This window comes from Microbacterium gorillae (assembly GCF_050990725.1).
GTDB classification, from domain to species: Bacteria; Actinomycetota; Actinomycetes; order Actinomycetales; family Microbacteriaceae; genus Microbacterium; species Microbacterium gorillae_A.
Genome location: NZ_CP158844.1, coordinates 596,708 through 612,463, shown reverse-complemented (window position 1 = coordinate 612,463; position 15,756 = coordinate 596,708). Strand labels below are relative to the sequence as shown.

At 67.9% G+C, this 15,756-nt stretch carries 14 protein-coding genes; 4 read left to right on the top strand and 10 right to left on the bottom strand.

Translation table 11 applies throughout. The annotated features are described in order from the left end of the window. Window positions 1-15 precede the first annotated feature (15 nt). From ABTV68_RS02770 to ABTV68_RS02760, 3 genes are all read right to left on the bottom strand, one after another. Window positions 16-465 (bottom strand): NUDIX domain-containing protein, encoded by a 450-nt coding sequence (locus ABTV68_RS02770; protein ID WP_433676096.1) that lies wholly within the window; start codon window positions 463-465, stop codon window positions 16-18. A 13-nt stretch (window positions 466-478) separates the two neighbouring features. Continuing rightward, window positions 479-1,492, bottom strand: coding sequence for an aldo/keto reductase family protein (locus ABTV68_RS02765; RefSeq protein WP_433676095.1), 1,014 nt, complete (start codon window positions 1,490-1,492; stop codon window positions 479-481). A 68-nt stretch (window positions 1,493-1,560) separates the two neighbouring features. After that, the gene (locus ABTV68_RS02760; RefSeq protein WP_433676094.1) at window positions 1,561-2,523 is read right to left on the bottom strand and encodes an EamA family transporter; all 963 of its coding nucleotides are present in this window, start codon (window positions 2,521-2,523) and stop codon (window positions 1,561-1,563) included. A 118-nt stretch (window positions 2,524-2,641) separates the two neighbouring features. On the opposite strand from ABTV68_RS02760, the gene murE reads away from it, so the two are divergent. After that, window positions 2,642-4,285, top strand: a complete 1,644-nt coding sequence (gene murE, locus ABTV68_RS02755; RefSeq protein WP_433676093.1) for a UDP-N-acetylmuramyl-tripeptide synthetase — start codon at window positions 2,642-2,644, stop codon at window positions 4,283-4,285. A gap of 42 nt (window positions 4,286-4,327) precedes the next feature. On the opposite strand, the gene ABTV68_RS02750 is transcribed toward murE, so the two are convergent. Together ABTV68_RS02750 and ABTV68_RS02745 are read right to left on the bottom strand one after the other, a co-directional pair. Beyond that, window positions 4,328-6,232, bottom strand: a complete 1,905-nt coding sequence (locus ABTV68_RS02750) for a DUF4407 domain-containing protein (protein WP_433676092.1) — start codon at window positions 6,230-6,232, stop codon at window positions 4,328-4,330. Window positions 6,233-6,483: 251 nt separating this feature from the next. Further along, a complete protein-coding gene (locus ABTV68_RS02745) occupies window positions 6,484-7,068 on the bottom strand; it encodes a TetR/AcrR family transcriptional regulator (RefSeq protein ID WP_433676091.1) in 585 nt (194 codons plus the stop codon). A 63-nt stretch (window positions 7,069-7,131) separates the two neighbouring features. On the opposite strand from ABTV68_RS02745, the gene ABTV68_RS02740 reads away from it, so the two are divergent. Further along, window positions 7,132-7,716 carry an NAD(P)H-dependent oxidoreductase gene (locus tag ABTV68_RS02740; RefSeq protein ID WP_433676090.1) on the top strand — a complete coding sequence of 195 codons (585 nt, stop codon included), beginning with the start codon at window positions 7,132-7,134 and terminating at the stop codon, window positions 7,714-7,716. A 60-nt stretch (window positions 7,717-7,776) separates the two neighbouring features. On the opposite strand, the gene rlmN is transcribed toward ABTV68_RS02740, so the two are convergent. Continuing rightward, the gene (rlmN, locus tag ABTV68_RS02735; RefSeq protein ID WP_433676089.1) at window positions 7,777-9,027 is read right to left on the bottom strand and encodes a 23S rRNA (adenine(2503)-C(2))-methyltransferase RlmN; all 1,251 of its coding nucleotides are present in this window, start codon (window positions 9,025-9,027) and stop codon (window positions 7,777-7,779) included. Between the two features lie 1,046 nt (window positions 9,028-10,073). On the opposite strand from rlmN, the gene ABTV68_RS02730 reads away from it, so the two are divergent. After that, the gene (locus ABTV68_RS02730) at window positions 10,074-10,757 is read left to right on the top strand and encodes an ankyrin repeat domain-containing protein (RefSeq protein WP_433676088.1); all 684 of its coding nucleotides are present in this window, start codon (window positions 10,074-10,076) and stop codon (window positions 10,755-10,757) included. Between the two features lie 70 nt (window positions 10,758-10,827). Here ABTV68_RS02730 and nadE read toward each other — a convergent pair whose 3' ends face one another. Then, a complete protein-coding gene (gene nadE / locus ABTV68_RS02725) occupies window positions 10,828-11,646 on the bottom strand; it encodes an ammonia-dependent NAD(+) synthetase (RefSeq protein WP_433676087.1) in 819 nt (272 codons plus the stop codon). A 185-nt stretch (window positions 11,647-11,831) separates the two neighbouring features. Here nadE and ABTV68_RS02720 point away from each other — a divergent pair, with 185 nt between their 5' ends. Next, the gene (locus ABTV68_RS02720) at window positions 11,832-12,308 is read left to right on the top strand and encodes an NUDIX domain-containing protein (RefSeq protein ID WP_433676086.1); all 477 of its coding nucleotides are present in this window, start codon (window positions 11,832-11,834) and stop codon (window positions 12,306-12,308) included. A 114-nt stretch (window positions 12,309-12,422) separates the two neighbouring features. Here the strand turns inward: ABTV68_RS02720 and ABTV68_RS02715 are convergent, their stop codons facing one another. Genes ABTV68_RS02715 through ABTV68_RS02705 form a run of 3 tightly spaced genes read right to left on the bottom strand, consistent with a single transcriptional unit; the run spans window position 12,423 to window position 15,653 of the window. Further along, complete coding sequence (locus ABTV68_RS02715; RefSeq protein ID WP_433676085.1) at window positions 12,423-13,745, bottom strand: ABC transporter substrate-binding protein; 1,323 nt, start codon at window positions 13,743-13,745, stop codon at window positions 12,423-12,425. 30 nt (window positions 13,746-13,775) lie between these two features. Next, complete coding sequence (locus tag ABTV68_RS02710; RefSeq protein ID WP_433676084.1) at window positions 13,776-14,693, bottom strand: carbohydrate ABC transporter permease; 918 nt, start codon at window positions 14,691-14,693, stop codon at window positions 13,776-13,778. A gap of 12 nt (window positions 14,694-14,705) precedes the next feature. Next, window positions 14,706-15,653 carry a carbohydrate ABC transporter permease gene (locus ABTV68_RS02705; protein ID WP_433676083.1) on the bottom strand — a complete coding sequence of 316 codons (948 nt, stop codon included), beginning with the start codon at window positions 15,651-15,653 and terminating at the stop codon, window positions 14,706-14,708. Window positions 15,654-15,756 lie beyond the last annotated feature (103 nt).

Here is a 15,756-nt window from a genome sequence, read left to right as displayed (position 1 = left end):
GCCGGCCGGCTCGTGTCAGATGAGGTCGGGAAGTCGGCGCTGGCCCAGGACCAGCCGCGTCCGCGCGGTGGCCACCGACGTCCACGCCACGCGATCGATCTCGGGAAACCGCTCGAATCGTCCGGAGCGCGGTGGCCATTCGAGTTCGAACTCGCCGAACACCGCGTCGGCCACATCGAGGTCCGCCGCCACGCGGAACGCCGTGAGTTGCTTGCCGGAGGTGACGCGGAAGACGCCGAGCTCCGTGGTGGGCCCGTCGGGGACGGGAAGTCCCAGCTCCTCCTGGAACTCCCGACGCGCGGCGTCCCAAGCGTGCTCGGTGGCGGGGTCGTACTCCCCCTTCGGGATACTCCAGGCGCCCTCATCCTTGCGCGCCCAGAACGGCCCGCCCATGTGGCCGATCAACACCTCCCGAGACGCCGCGTGGCCGCGCACCAGCAGGATCCCTGCACTGTGCGCGGCCACGATCGTGCCTCGTTCAGACCAGGCGCGACTTCGGCGACACCGAGTACGTGTCTTCAGCGTCGGAGTTGACGACCGAGCCGAGCGCGGCATCGATGGCTGCCATCGTGTCGGAATCCAGCTTCACGCCCGATGCCTTCACGGTGTCGGCCAGCTGCTCCGGACGCGACGCACCCACCAGTGCGGCCGCGATGTTCGGGTTCTGCAGCACCCACGCGATCGCCAGCTGCGGCATGGTGAGGCCGTTGTCGGCGGCGATCGGCTTGAGGTTCTGCACCGCCGTCAGCACGTCGTCGGCGAGGAAGCGCTTGATGAAGTTGGCGCCGCTCTTCTCATCGGTGGCACGCGAGCCCTCAGGAACCGGCTGACCGGGCAGGTACTTGCCGCTCAGCACGCCCTGCGCCATCGGCGACCAGACGATCTGCGAGATGCCGAGCTCTTCCGACGCGGGCACGACCTTGCCCTCGATGACGCGATGCAGCATCGAGTACTGCGGCTGGTTGGAGATGAGCTGGATGCCCAGCTGCTTCGCCAGGGCGTGACCCTCGCGCAGCTGCTCCGCCGTCCACTCCGACACGCCGATGTAGAGCACCTTGCCCTGACGGACGAGGTCGGCGAAGGCCTGGAAGGTCTCCTCCAGCGGGGTTTCGTAGTCGAAGCGGTGCGCCTGATACAGATCGACGTAGTCGGTGCCCAGGCGCTTGAGCGAGCCGTGCAACGACTCGAAGATGTGCTTGCGGCTGAGGCCGGTGTCGTTCGGGCCCATCGGGCCGGTGGGGAAGTAGACCTTCGTGAAGATCTCCAGGCTCTCGCGGCGCTGGTCCGCCAGCGCCTTTCCCAGCACGACCTCGGCCGCCGTGTTGGCGTACGTGTCGGCGGTGTCGAAGGTGGTGATGCCGGCGTCGAGGGCGGCGTGGACAGTGGCGATGGCGGCGGAGTCGTCCACCTGTGAGGCGTGGGTGACCCAGTTGCCGTAGGTGATCTCTGAGACCTTGAGTCCGCTGTTACCGAGGTAGCGATATTCGACCATGTCACAACGCTAGTGCGTGCGTCGGACATCGAGCTCGGATCGGATGAATCGTGTCAGATGTGACGTCCTCAGACCGGCTCGACCGTCACCGACTCCACTTCTTCGGGCTCGCCGAGGCGCACCGCGATGACCCCCGCGAGGATCAGCACGCCGCCCACCACCTGCCACACGCCGGGCGTCTGCCCGAGCAGCGCCCAGCCGAACAGCGCCGCTGCCACCACTTCGCTCAGCGCGACGAACGCGGCCAGACGCGAGCCGAGCATGCGGGTCGAGATGATGCCCAGCGCGTACGCGAGGGCGCCGGCGATCGCCCCGATGCCCACGACCGGAATCCACCACGGCACTGTGCCAGTGAGGAACGCGACGTCCGCGGTGGTCGACCGCCACGGCAGCACGCCGACGAGGCTTGCGAGCGTCAGCCCGACGGCACCGGTGAGCAGGCCGAACCCGGCGAGGGCGATCGGCGGCAGCGCGGCGTCCCCCTGACGCGCCGAGATGATGAAGTACGCCGCGCTTCCCACCATCGCCCCGAGCGCCCACAGCACGCCCGCGGTATTCGCCGCGATGCCGGAGAACACCTCCAGCACGAGCGCCAGACCGGCGATGGCGACGATCGCACCGACGACGGTGCGGCCGGTGGGGCGCTCGCCCCGGCGCAGCCACAGCCACAGCATCACCGCCGCCGGCGACATGTACTCGATGAGCAGCGCGACACTCACGTCCATGACCGCAACGGCCTGGAAGTAGAACAGCTGGGTGGCGCCCACCGCGAACGCGCCGTACAGGAGCAGCGTGCCGATGTTGCGGCGCAGCAGGATCCAGCGCCGGCGCATCGCGAACACGGCCGGCACGAGGAGGATGAGCGCGGCGACCCACACGCGCGCGGTGACCGCGGCTCCCGGGCTCCAGCCTGCGTCGATCAGTCCCCGCGCCAGAGCACCGGATGAGCCGAAGCACACGGCGGTGGCGAGGGCGAGCACCAGGCCGAAGCGCGTTCGTCGCGCGGCATCGATGCGCGGAATGGAGGACATCGGGACATTCTCGCCCAACGCCGTCGGCGCGATTTCCCCGCCACGCCCGCTATGGGTTTTCTCTGTGACAGTGCTGGATCTCCTATGTGCACGAGCGCGCAGCAGGAAGGATGGAGGGATGCCGACACCGATGGATGCCGACACCACCCGGACCACCGTTCGCGACGCAGCAACGGAACGCCGTGAGGCCGATGATCTCGAACAGGCGCTGCGCCCGGTGACTCCGCGCGCCGTGCCGTTGCGCACCGTCGCGGACGCGGTGCGCCCATTGCGGGTGAGCGCGGAGATCGATGGGCTCGTCGTCACGGGTGCCTCGATCGACTCCCGTGCCGTCCGCGCCGGCGACATCTACGTTGCCGCACCCGGCGCCCGTGTACACGGCGCGCGGTTTGCGCGGGACGCTGCGGCCCGCGGAGCTGTTGCCGTGGTGACCGATGAGGCGGGTGCCGATATCGCCGCCGACGCCGGTCTGCCGGTGGTGGTCGTGAACGAGGTGCGCTCCGTCATCGGCGCGGCCGCCGCGGCCGCCTATGGCACGAGTGAACGTGTGCCGCGGCTGTTCGGGGTCACCGGCACCAACGGCAAGACCACCACCACCTACCTCCTACGCTCTCTGCTGGAGGCACTCGGCCACCCGACCGGCCTTGTCGGAACCGTCGAGATCGATGCGGGTACCGGCCCAGTGCCGTCCGTCCGGACCACGCCCGAGGCCACCGCGCTGCACGGCATCCTGGCGCGAATGACGGAGGAGAACCTGCACAGCGCCTCGGTAGAGGTCTCTTCCCACGCACTGTCCTACCGACGCGTGGATGCGCTGCGGTTCGCGGTGGCGGGCTTCTCCAACCTCACCCCGGATCACCTCGACGTGCACGGTGACATGGCCGGCTACTTCGAGGCGAAGGCGCGTCTGTTCTCGCCTACCCTCGCCGAACGCGGCGTGGTCTGCGTCGACGACCGCTGGGGCCGTCACCTCGCACGCACCGCGGACATCCCCATCGTGACGCTGCAGACGCGCGAGCCGGTGGACGATCCGCGCGATGACGATCACCTCATCCCGTCCGACGAGATCGATGCCGACTACACGGTGACCGATGTCGTCCGCATCGGCATCGGCCACGGATTCGTGCTGCGTCGCGATGGCGAGCCGGTGCTGCACGCGACCACCGCGCTTCCCGGCGCGTTCAACGTGTCCAACGCCGCGCTGGCGCTCGTCATGGTGCTGGAGAGCGGAGTGCCCGCGGCGCGCGTGCAGGAGGCGATCGATCGTCCGCAGACGCTGTCTCCGCTGGTTCCCGGACGCATGCAGGTGATCACCACGGAGCCGACCACGGTGGTCGACTTCGCGCACAACGCCGCAGCTCTGAAAGCCGCGCTGATGTCCGTCAACGGCACGGCGGGACGAACGATCGTGGTCTTCGGCGCCCCCGGCGAGCGCGATACGGCCAAGCGCGCGATGATGGGCGCAATGGGTGCGCGCTACGCGGACGTCGCGATCATCACCGACGACGATCCGCATGGCGAGGACGCCGCCTCGATCCGTGCGCAGGTGCTGTCGGGGGCCCGCATGGCCGAGCAGCCGGGCTCGCTGGTCGTGGAGATCCCCTCCCGCACCGATGCGATCGCCGCAGCGGTCGCCATGGCGCGGCCCGAGGACATCGTCCTGGTCGCGGGACGTGGCCACGAGACGGTACAGGAGGTCGACGGCGCGCAGATCCCGCTGGATGACGCCGAGGAACTGCGCCGCGCTGTCTCCCGCCGCTGAGATCACGACGCCCCTCCCGAGTGGGAGGGGCGTCGATACGCGTCAGCGGATGACGGCGAGCTCTTCGGTGACGGAGGCGGGGAGATCCTCCCCGGTCCGTTGAGCGCGTCTCCTCACCACGGAGCGCGACTCACGCACCTTCTCCGCGATGGCACGCCGGGCGATCTCGGAGTCCGCGCGAACGTCGTCGAGCTTCACCCGGGTGACAACGCGCTCCACCTCCTCGTAGATGGATGGGTTCCCCCAGCTGGTCAGCACCTTCACCAGCACCGGCAGCAGCTCGATCATGAAGAACAGACCGGCGATCAGCCAGTGCGCCCAGGCCAGCGTCGGCTCGCGCTCGCCGAGGCGGTTGAGGGCGCTGATCTGGCTGAGCAGGCCCTCGGCGTCGGCGTTGCCGTTCGCCACGCTCGCAGCGCGGGCGTTGTAGGCGGCGAGCGCTGCGTCGTAGGAGGCCTGCGCGGCGGGCAGCGCGGCGTTCGCCTCCTCGCGGTTCAGCTTCTCCGTGGTGGCGGCCTCGGCGGCACCGGCCGTCTGCGCGGCGGACAGGGCGGCGTTCGCCTCCTGCAACTGAGCGGACAGCGCGTCGTAGCTGGCCTGTGCCTGCTCCAGCTGCGACTTGGCTGCGTCGGAGGAAGAGCCCTCGCCCGGCAGACCGGTGCAGCCGGTGACGGAGTCGGCGCCGGCACCCGTGAGCTCACACTGATAGATGGCGCGCGCCTGGTCGATGACCGTCTGCGCAGCGGCCATCTGCGCGGTGAGGGTGTCGACCGTCGACTGCGCTGCGGCGACGGAGGCGGGTTGGTTCGAGGTGCCGGCGACGATTCCCGTCGCCGCCTGATTCTGCAGGTCCGCGAGGGCCTGCTTCGCGGCATCGAGCGCCTGCTTCTCGGGTCCGTTCGCGAGTTGATCCTGGTCGGTCTGCGCCTGGGTCAGGTTGGTGGTGGTCACCTCGCGCTGGATGTCGTTGTGGAAGATCTGCAGCACCATCGGCTCCGCCACGACGATGCCGATCAGGGCCGCCATGATCACCCGCGGGAAGGCCAACCCGAACAGCTTCCAGCCGTTGCGGGTCGACTTCATGCTCGCGGTGAGGAAGCGGTCGAGGTTGAAGATGATCAGCGCCCAGATGATGGCGAGCGGCACCGCTCCCCAGGCCCAGATGTGCACGCCGGTGATCAGCGCGAACAGCATCGAGATGCCGGAGATCAGTGCCGTACCCGCGAGCACGAAGAACATCTGCACGAAGCGCGGCGTCTCGGTGGGCACGTGATCCAGCACCGCGCCGTCGGCACCGCCGAGCACGGCGAGTCGGCGCAGCAGCGGCGTGCGGCGACGCTCGGTGTACTCGTCCGCCGGGTCGGTGGGCGGGGTGCTCGTCGGGCCGTCGCCACCGTCCCCGGAGCCGTCGTCGTCCCCACGTCCGCGTCCGAGCGGAGACGATGGGTCGTCATGAGGGTCGCTGTCTCTGGGGAGCGCACTGTCGCCGGCGCTGCTGTCACCCGCCGTGGCGTAGACGTCGCCACGCCCGTCCTGCCCGCGCCCGAAGCGCCCGAGCGCGGCCGACGCCGCCGCATCATGGGCGCGCCTCTCCGCTTCCGCCTCCTCCTGCAGCGCCTCGAGGTCGTCGAGCACCGTGGTCTCAGCCTCCGGCTGCGGACGACGGCGGGCATCGATAAGCACCTCCGGGGTGTCATCGTCGGTGCCCGACAGCACCTCCGTCACGGCCTGCGCGTCTGAGCCCGACGGATCATCGGAGGACGCCAGCACCTCGGTCGGCGTCTCGTCGGCGTCGGGGTACGGCTGCTGCTCGCTGCCCGTGGCGTCCGGCTGGAAGGGTCTCTGCACCTCGAGGGGTTCTTCGGCATCGACGCGATCGACGGGCGCATCGAACTGGATCCGGCCCTGCGAATCCATGCGTCCGGGGCGATGAGCGGAAAACGACATTCGTTCAGGTTAGGGCGGCGTGCTGGAAGAGCCATGAGCGCGCCCTGTGGCAGGCCCGTGAGGGACACGCCCTTTCCGGGACTTCGTCAGGATGCGTCGCGCCGCCGTCCCGTCCCCCTCCGCGGACGCCCCACGGTCACGTCGCGGAACGAGGACAATGTCGCCAAACGAGGACGAATCCCAACGGTCGGGCCTCCTGTGACCGAAATCTCCTCGACTCGTGCCCCACACCGCAGCTGGCGTCGCGAGTGTCATGACGGCGCGGGGACGCCCGCGAGCAGTCGATCCACCGCGTTCGCCTGTGCCGCAAGCGCCGCAGGAAGGGGGAAATGTCCGGCGGCACTGAGCACACCGAGCCCGTGGATCATGCCCCAGACCGACACCGCGTCGACCGGCTCCGACAGGCCCACTGCTGCCGTGATGTCGTTCAGCACTCCTTCGAGCCGGTCGATGAGAGCGGCCATCGCGGGAGTGGGAGAACCCGGCACGCACACGGTCGGGTCGTAGATCGCGGCGAAGGCATGCGGGCGCTCAACCGCGAATCGCAGGTACGCGGCACCGCCCTCCCGGAAGGCCGCACGTGGATCGGGGGCTTCTTCAACAGCACCGACGACCGCGTCCACGAGGTCGGTCATGCTGCGTTCGGCGATCGCCTTCAGCAGTCCGTTGCGGTCGGCGAAGTGGTGATACGGCGCGTTGTGGCTGACATTCGCCGCGCGCGCGACCTCCCGCAGGCTGATCTCCTGCGCCGGCTTCTCGGCGATCAGCTGCATCGCCGCCGACTCCAGAGCATGCGCGAGGTCGCCGTGGTGATAGCCGCCTCGTGAACTTGACACGAGCAACATTGTTTCCTATCTTGACACTGCCCACCAAATAGACACTGTCAAGATTGGATTGCCATGACCGGCGCACTCGTCCTCGACGCACACCCCGATGAGCGTTCGCTCACCGCCGCGATCGCCCGGCGCTATGCCGACGCCCACGCCGATTCACGGGTGATCGCGCTGCGGGATCTGGACTTCGATCCGATCCTGCGCTTCGGCTATCGCGAGCGCATGGCCATGGAGCCCGATCTGGATGAGGCCCGGCGCGCGCTGCATGACGCTCAGACGGTGGTCATCGCCACACCGCTCTGGTGGGGCTCGGTTCCCGCACTGCTCAAGGGGTTCTTCGACCGCGCGCTGCTCCCCCGCCAGGAGTACCGCTATCGCCCGTCGGGCCTGCCGGAGGGGCTGCTGCCCGCGCGGAATGGACGACTGCTCCTGCTCGCGGACACTCCGGCCTTGCTCACGCCGTTCACCGGGATGCCCGCACAGCGTCACGTCGTCCAGAACACGATGCGTTTCTGCGGCGTGCGCTCGGTTCGCACCACGCGAATGCTCAGCGTGCGCCAGGCGTCTCCGGCGCGACGCGAGGCGTGGCTCGACCGCGCCGCACGCCTCGGGTCCGCCGACGGCGTCCGCGACGCCCGGTCGCGGGTGTGATCGCCGACCGAAAACGCTCGCACCCGTGAGGGATGTGAGCGTTTTCGCGCGATGAAAGGGTCAGACGGCTGCGGCCGCCGCGGCCTTGTCATCCTCGGTGGCGACCAGCTGGCCGCAGGCACCGTCGATGTCCTTGCCACGGGTGTCCCGGATGGTCGTGGGAACGCCGGCGTCGTTGAGGCGGCGGACGAACTCGTTCTGCACCGACAACTCCGACGACGTCCACACCGACTCCGGCGTCGGGTTCAGCGGAATCGGGTTCACGTGCACCCATCCGCGACCGCGCTCGTTGAGCTTCTTCGCGAGGAGATCCGCGCGCCAGGCGTGGTCGTTCATGTCCTTGATGAGTGCGTACTCGATCGAGACGCGACGACCGGTCTTCTCGTAGTACTCCCGCGCGGCATCGAGCGCCTCATCGACCTTCCAGCGCGAGTTCACCGGGATGAGTTCGTCGCGCAGCTCGTCGTCGGGAGCGTGCAGGGAGAGCGCGAACGTGACGGGGATGTCCTCGGCCGCGAGCTTCTTGATCGCGGGAACCAGACCGACGGTGGACACCGTGATACCGCGGGCCGACATTCCGAGCCCCTCAGGCTGCGGTGCCACCATGGTGCGGACGGCGTGCATCACGCGGCTGTAGTTGGCCAGCGGCTCACCCATCCCCATGAACACGATGTTGGACACCCGCTCCATGGAGTGGTCGTCCTTCTTCTTGCCGCCCAGCTCGCCGGCGGCGATCGCACGGTTCGCGCGGACCACCTGCTCGATGATCTCGGCGGCCGACATGTTGCGGGTGAGGCCGGCCTGGCCCGTCGCGCAGAACGGGCAGTTCATCCCGCAGCCGGCCTGGCTGGACACGCACAGCGTGATGCGGCCGGGGTAGCGCATGAGCACCGACTCGACGAGCGCGCCGTCGTGCAGGCGCCAGAGGAACTTGATCGTGTCGCCGCGGTCGGTGGCTAGGCGACGCACCTCGGTGAGCAGGTTCGGCATCAGACCGCCGACCAGCTCCTCGCGACCCTCCTTGGGGAGGTCGGTCATCTCGGCCGGGTCGGAGGTGTAGTGCGTGAAGTAGTGGGTTGCCAGCTGCTTGGCGCGGAAGCCGGGGAAACCCAGCTCCTTCAGCTTCGCCACGCGCTCCTCCGGCGTGAAGTCGGCAAGGTGCACGGGAGGCTTGCCGCGCTTCGGGCTCGCGAACTGCAGGGCCGGACGACCCTCCGAGTCCAGCTTCTGCTGCCATCCCTCGGTGCGCGGCCGCACCTGCACGCCGCCGTTGCTACCGGTCTTGCGCACCGGGGTCATGTCAGAAGTCATACCTTCCAGGATACGGCCCGCGGGCTGGGGAACCTATGGGGATGGGATGCTGGGGGCATGGGGGCTGAATCGAGCGACGCCGAACGTGTGATCCGACGGATCGACCCTGCGTCCTGGCTCCCGCACGGACGAGCGGAGATCGTACTGTCTCGCGCGATTCCCCGTCCCGCGGGCCTGGTTCGCGTGCTGCTGCGCCGGGGAGGCGAGGTGTTCTGCCGTCCTCGGGAAGACGGGCGGCAGGACCTCCCGACTCGGCTGGTCGGTGCCGATGACCCGAGCGGGTCTACCACCGTGGCGCGCTTGGCGACGGAGCTCGGCATCGCGCCGGAGTCGCTGCGCCCGCTCGGATTCGTCCGCAACGTCGTCCCTCCGCCGGCGCCGGACTACCCGTGGCCGACGCCGCTCGCTCACTTTCACGGTCTGGACGTCGGACGAGCTCCCGACTGCGCCGGGCCAGTGGGTGGCCGAGACCGAGCTGCGGGATCGGCACTGGTATCCACTGTGGGAGGCCGGCCGTTGAGCTCCGCTCCGCCGCAACGGCGGTGGCAGGTGCGGGCGACGCGGCGGTGTCGTGAAACGAGGACATTTGCGCCGAATGAGGACCGCAGCCCGACTTCCGTCCTCCGTTCGCGACATCGTCCTCCGTTCGCGACCGCGGAGCAGCCTCGGCTCAACAGCGTCGTTTGCAGAACGCAGGCCGCCGGACTCCCCCGCGGGGCAACCGGCTCGGGCAACGCGACCGCCGTCACCAAACGAGGACATTTGCACCAAATGAGGACCGTAGCCCGACGTCCGTCCTCCGTTGGCGACATCATCCTCATTCAAGACAGCACTCTCACCACGGCTCCAGACGGAGTCTTGTGTCCGGACACTCACGTCATCGGTGCCAGCCGCCTCATTCGGACGCAGGTTCCGGTCACCGAGAAGGCCATCCTCGCGTCCGGGACGGCGTGCGCGACCGGCGTGGCGCGGTCGCGTCCCTTCAGGAGCCTGGCAGCCCGCCGTGAAGACCGCCGTGAAATTTGGTATCCCATTAGGGTCGAACCATGCGCCGAACTCTGATCGCCACCGTCATCACTGCGGCGGCAGCGGTCCTGCTCGCTGCCTGCACTAGCCCCGCGGCGAAGCCGACCTCCGCCGACGCACGCCTGCTCGATGCCGTCCGTGCGGGGGATGCGGCCGCAGTGAGTGCCGCTGTCGCCGATGGTGCCGACCCCGATGCGCGCGGCGAATCTGATCGTCCCGCCGTGCTCATCGCGACACGCGCTGGAGATGTCGACATCGTGCGCGTCCTGTTGGCGGAAGGCGCCGACCCGAACGCCGCGGACGTGATTCAGGACAGCGCGTACCTCTACGCCGGCGCAGAGGGACTCACGGAGATCCTGGCGCTCACCCTGGAGCACGGCGCCGATGTGACAAGCACGAACCGGTACGGCGGCACGGCGCTGATCCCCGCCAGCGAGCACGGACACATCGCCAACGTGCGGATGTTGATCGACGCGGGAGTCGACGTCGACCGCGTGAACAACCTGCACTGGACCGCGCTGCTCGAAGCGATCATCCTCGGCACGGGATCCGCGGATCACATCGAGACAGTGCGCATGTTGCTGGACGCGGGCGCCGATCCAGACCTCGCGGATGGTGAGGGGGTCACACCGCGCGAGCATGCGGTCTCGCGGGGATTCACGGACATCGTGACGCTCCTGGACGCCGCCGGCGCGAGCCACTGAGCAGAAAGCGCCACTTCTCAGCGAGACGACGAGCGCTGAGGAACCGAAAGGTGGACGCCCGAAAACCGGGTCAGCGCCACCAGGTGTCGAAGGGTACCACGGGGAGGTGACGCTTGTGCTCGGTGGCGAGGTACTTCGCCTCCAGCTTCCCGGCCGCTGCGGCATCGATCGTCTTGCCCTCGAGGAAGTCGTCGATCTGCTCGTAGGTGAGGCCCAGTTCGTCCTCATCCGTGCGACCGGGCTTGTCGTCGAGAAGGTCGGCCGTCGGCACCTTCGTGGCCAGGTGCTCCGGAGCCCCGAGCACGCGCAGCAGCGCGCGCCCCTGGCGCTTGTTCAGCCCCGCGAGCGGCGTGAGATCCGCCGCGCCGTCACCGAACTTCGTGAAGAATCCCGTGACCGCTTCCGCGGCGTGGTCGGTCCCGATCACCAGCAGCCCGTGCTGAGCCGCCACCGTGAACTGGGCGATCATGCGGGTGCGCGCCTTGATGTTGCCACGGTTGAAGTCGCTGATCTCGTCGCCGGCGGCCTCGATCGCGTTCTCCATCCCCTGCACCGCCTCGGCGATGTTGACGGTGAGTTCGCGGTCCGCAGCGATGAACGACATCGCGGCCTGTGCATCGGCTTCGTCGTGCTGCACCTTGTACGGCAGGCGCATGGCCACGAACAGCGCCTCGTGACCCTCCGCGCGGAGTCGCTCGACGGCGAGCTGTGCGAGACGTCCAGCGAGGGTCGAGTCCTGCCCGCCGGAGATGCCGAGCACGTAACCCCGCGCCCCCGTGGTGCGCAGGTACTCCATCAGGAACTCGATCCGACGCTCCACCTCCGCGGTGGCGTCGATGGTCGGCTTCACACCGAGGGCGTCGATGATCTCCTGCTGCAGCGCTGTCATGCCTCCAGTATGCGACGGCGGTGTGTCACGCGTGTTACGTCACGCGGCACCCACGTGCGCGAGCGCAGGAAGGTGCGCCGGAATCCATGAGCCTTTTCGCGATCCGCTCGTGGATTCGGCGCAGGTTCATACCTTCGAGGACAACCGAACCGCGTCAGGATCCGAGGCCCGCCTACGCTGATGGCATGAGCCGCCACCGCCTCGCACTGATTCCGGCTTCCTACATCTACCTTCGCCGAGGTGGTGAGGTTCTGCTACAGCAACGGCAGAACACGGGCTACATGGATGGTCATTGGGTGGCCGGCGCTGCGGGCCATATCGAGGCCGGCGAGACGGCACGCGCGGCAGCTGTCCGTGAGGCGCGCGAGGAACTCGGCGTAGCCATTGCGCGCGAACATCTCACACTGATCACGGTCATGCAGCGCACAGATGGATCCGCCGATCTGCGCGAGCAACGGGTCGACTGGTTCTGGACCGCCACCCGATGGGAAGGGGTGCCACGCATCATGGAGCCGGATAAGGCGAGCCGAATCGAGTGGCACTCACTCGCCGCCCTCCCTGCGCCGATCCCCGCCTACGAGCGCGCGGTGCTGAACGGGCTGCGCGATGACGACCTTCCGCTGGACACCGCGATGGGATTCCCGCCGGACATCCCGGCTTGAGCCGAAATCTCCGATTCCCCGCGGCGGCAAAGGCCGGAGCCCGCAGCCGCGCCCTCACATGAAAACGCCACGTGCGCCGCGAGCTCGGGCCCGCGGCGCACGTGACGTCTCACATCACGGGAACAGGGCGTTCACCTGGTCGTTCGCCGCGGTGAGCGACGATGCCGGGGCCTGACCCGAGAGAACGGCGTCCATCGCGGGCTTCATGATGCCGTCGATCTTCGCCGCGTTGTCGGTGATCGGGAAGAGGAAGGTGGTGCCATCGGTGACGTGCTGGAGGAAGGGCTCGATGTCCACGCCCTTCGCCGCGAACGCCTCCTTCGCCTTCTCTGCGGCCGACGGGATGGCAGGGAACACCACCGCCTTCTCGCCGACGACGTCCTGGCAGGCGGAGGATCCGAGGTACTCGACCCAGGAGATCGCAGCGTCCTTGTTCTTGGTGCCGGCCCAGATCGAGTCGGCGAGACCGTTGAACATCGAGGCGTTCGTGCCGGAGGGACCCACCGGGGTCGGTGCGATCCCCACCTCGATCCCCTCGTAGCCGGTGTACTGGCCGATCATCCACGAGCCATGCGCGTTGATCGCCGACTTGCCTGCACCGAACGTGTCGGCCATGTTCGCGCCGACCGTCGTCTCCAGCTTCGGCATGTAGCCCTTGTCGATGAGCCCGGCCCACCACGCGATGGTGTCCTGGAAGCGCTCGTCGTCGTAGTTGTAGTGCGTACCCCAGGGGTTCTTGTCGGTGTGCGTCCATCCCGTCGTGCCGGTCAGGTAACTCCACTCCGCCTGGCCGTTTCCGCCGCCGGAGTTCGCGAGACCGAGACCGTACACGGCCACCTTGTTCTTGTCGAAGCCGGCTTCGTCGCCGCGTTTGCCGTTCTCGTCCACCGTGAGGTGAGCGATCACCTTCTCGTACGTGCCGCCGTCCTCCGGGTTCCAGGTGAGGTCGGCCATGTCGGCGTCGGTGAGTCCCGCATCGGCGAGCATCGCCTTGTTGTAGAACAGCGCGATGGTGTCCCAGTCCTTCGGAACGCCGTAGCGCGTACCGTCCTGCCCCACCCACAGATCGGCGAGGCCATCGGCGTAGTCGCCCATCTTCACGTCGTCGAGCGCCACGAGCTGCTTCGTCTTGAGGAAGTCGGGGTACTTGGCGAGATGGTCGGTGAAGACGTCCGGTGCGTTGCCCGCCGCCATCGCGTTGGTCAACTTGCTCCAGTAGTCGTCCCAGCCGAGCTGGGTGATCTTCACCGTGAGGTCGGGGTTCGCGGCGTGGAAATCGTCGGCGCACTGTTGATAGGCGGGGAGCTGGTTCGCATCCCACAGCCAGTAGTTGATGGTGCCGGCCGAGTCTCCACCGTCGCCACCCCCGGAGCAGCCGGCGAGCGCCAGACCGCTGACCGAGAGGGCGGCTGCGGCAGCAAGGAACTTCTTCTTCATCGAGGGGTCCTTTCGAAAGTGGTGCAGGGGTTACTTCATGCCGGAGAAGCCGATCGAATTGACGATCCGCTTTCCGAACGCGAGGAAGATGATGAGAACGGGCAGGGCGGAGACGAGGGTGGCGGCCATCAGACCGGACCAGTCCGGGGCGCCCTGTGGCGACTGAGACTTGAACACCCCGAGCCCCACCGTGAGCACGCGCGTGCTCTCGTCAGAGACCAACAGCGGCCAGAAGTACTCGTTCCACTGCCCGATGAAGGTGAGCAGTGCCAGGGTGGCGAGTGGGGCGGCCGCGTTGGGCAGCACGATCTGGAAGAAGATGCGCCAGTGCTGCGCGCCGTCGAGCATCGCCGCCTCCTCGACCTCCCGTGACATGTTCAGAAAGAACTGCCGCATGAAGAAGATCGCGAAGGGGGTCATGAACAGGTACGGCAGCACCAGTCCGAGCATCGTGCCGAGGAGCCCGAGGTTTCGCACCAGGAGGAAGTTCGGCAGCGCGGTGAAGATCGGCGGGACGAGCACCGTGGCCAGGAACAGTCCGAACACCTTGTCGCGGTGACGCCACTGCAGCCGAGAGAAGGCGTAGGCGGCCATCGAGCTGAAGAACACGGCGCAGACCGTGGTGATCCCGGCGAAGAGGAACGAGTTGCCCAGGTACTGCCAGAAGTTGATGGAGGCGCCCGACCCGCCCTGCGCGATCGCCTCCGCGGGGCTCTGCAGGCCGAACACCCGCTCGTACGCGCCGAAGTTGAACCCCACAGGCAGCAGATCCGCCGATCCGCCGGCCAACTTGGAGTTCAGCGACAGGGAGGTGCGCAGCACCCAGTAGAACGGCAGCAGGCTCACGGCCATCGCGATGCCGATGACGATCCACGCGAGCACGGAGCGGGGACGGCGCGGCCGGCGGCGTGCACGGCCGGGAACGACGATGTTCATGGTCTCGGTCATGGTGATCTCCGCTCAGTCCAGATCCGACTCGTTGCCGCGCAGGAACTTCATCTGCAGCGCAGCCACGACGGCGAGGATGATGAACAGGATGGCGGCGAGGGCGGAGCCGTACCCGAAGTCCTGCTCGTTGAAGGCGCGCTGGAAGATGTAGTACTGCAGCACGCGGCTGGCGTTCACCGGTCCTCCGGCCGTGGTGACGGCGACCGTATCGAACACCTGGAACGACCCGGTCACGGTCACCACGAGAACCAGCGCCAGGACCGGACGCAGCAGGGGCAGCGTGATGCGGGAGAACGTCCGCCAGGGGCCGGCACCGTCGATGGCGGCCGCCTCGTAGACGGTGCCCGGGATGGCCTGCAGACCCGCGAAGATCAGCAGGGCCGTGTATCCGACATGACGCCAGGTGTTGATGAGGGCCTGCGTCGGAATCGCCCACTCCTGGTTGCCGAAGAACGCGACCCGCGGCAGACCGATCCAGTCGATCACCTGGTTCACGATGCCGATCTGGTAGTCGAGCATCCAGAACCACAGCAGGGCCGCGATCACATTGGCCATCAGATACGGCATCAGCAGCGTGCCGCGCACGAAGGTGGACTTCGCGACGCGCTGCATCAGGACCGCGAGCAGAAGCGCGATCGACGTCTGCAGCACGATGTTGATGACGACGTACTCGATGGTCACCACCAGCGCGTTCCAGAACAGCGGGTCTTGCGCGATGCGCTCGTAGTTGCGGGTGCCGATCCACTCCGGCTCGCCGAGGATGCTGTACTCCGTGAAGCTCAAGTAGAGCCCGCGCACGGTGGGGACCACGTAGAACAGCAGCAGCCCGATGAGCGCCGGCGCGATGAAGACGAGCGCTATCCGCACATCACTGCGCGAGCGCCGTCTGCCCGATCCGCCGGCTCTGTTCCGAGCCGCTTGCTGAGCCGTGGCGGCTCGTAGCGTCTGTGTGTTCGTCATCCGTACTCCGTTGTCAGTGAACGACCTCTGGGCAAGCTACACGCGTAACCATTAGCAACGCAAGGGCTAATCTTCATTGTTTTTTCGGGAGAAATTGATTCTT